At 77.1% G+C, this 755-nt stretch carries 1 protein-coding gene; it reads left to right on the forward strand.

Annotated features, from left to right (window positions below):
- The coding region (locus CCN29_RS34025) for a carbohydrate kinase family protein (RefSeq protein ID WP_442538683.1) at nucleotides 1–634 on the forward strand (634 nt) is incomplete at its 5' end.
- Nucleotides 635–755: the final 121 nt, after the last annotated feature.

Genomic DNA, 755 nt, shown 5'->3' on the forward strand with positions numbered 1-755 from the left:
CCTCACCCCCGGCCGCAGCGCCCCCTGGATCGCCCGGGCCGCCCGCGAGGGCACCCGGATCTTCGGCGACGTCGGCTGGGACGACACCGGCGCGTGGGACCTGGCCGGCCTGCACGACCTGCGCCACTGCGAGGCGTTCCTGCCGAACGCGGCGGAGGCCATGCGCTACACCGGCACCGACACCCCCCGCGCCGCCGCCCACGCGCTCGCCGAGCACGTCCCGGTCGTCGTGGTCACGCTCGGAGCGGAGGGCGCGTACGCGGTGGACCGGCGCACGGGGGAGACCGCGTCGGTCCCGGCGATCGAGGTGGAGGCGCTGGACCCGACCGGGGCGGGTGACGTCTTCGTCGCCGGCTTCGTCACCGGCTCCCTGGCGGGCTGGCCCCTCGCCGACCGGCTCGCCTTCGCCGGACTCACGGCGGCACTGTCCGTCCAGGAGTTCGGCGGCTCCCTGTCCGCCCCCGGCTGGGCGGAGATCGCCGCCTGGTGGCGCAGGGTCCAGTCGGTCGACAGCCAGAACCCCTCCGCCCTGACCCGCTACGCCTTCCTGACCGACCTCGTCCCCAAGGACGCGGCCCGCCCCTGGCCCCTACGCCGAGCAGTCCCGACCATCGGCTTCGGCGGCACGGCGTGAGCGGCCACCAGGACCTGCGGCCGGCTGAGGACCCTAAGGCCGGCTGAGGGACTCCGGGGGCGGGAGGCGAAGCCCCGCCCCGGCCCGAGCTTCGCCGCCCGCCCCACCCGCCGTCCACCAC

Source organism: Streptomyces pseudogriseolus (assembly GCA_002154585.1).
Classification (GTDB): Bacteria; Actinomycetota; Actinomycetes; order Streptomycetales; family Streptomycetaceae; genus Streptomyces; species Streptomyces pseudogriseolus.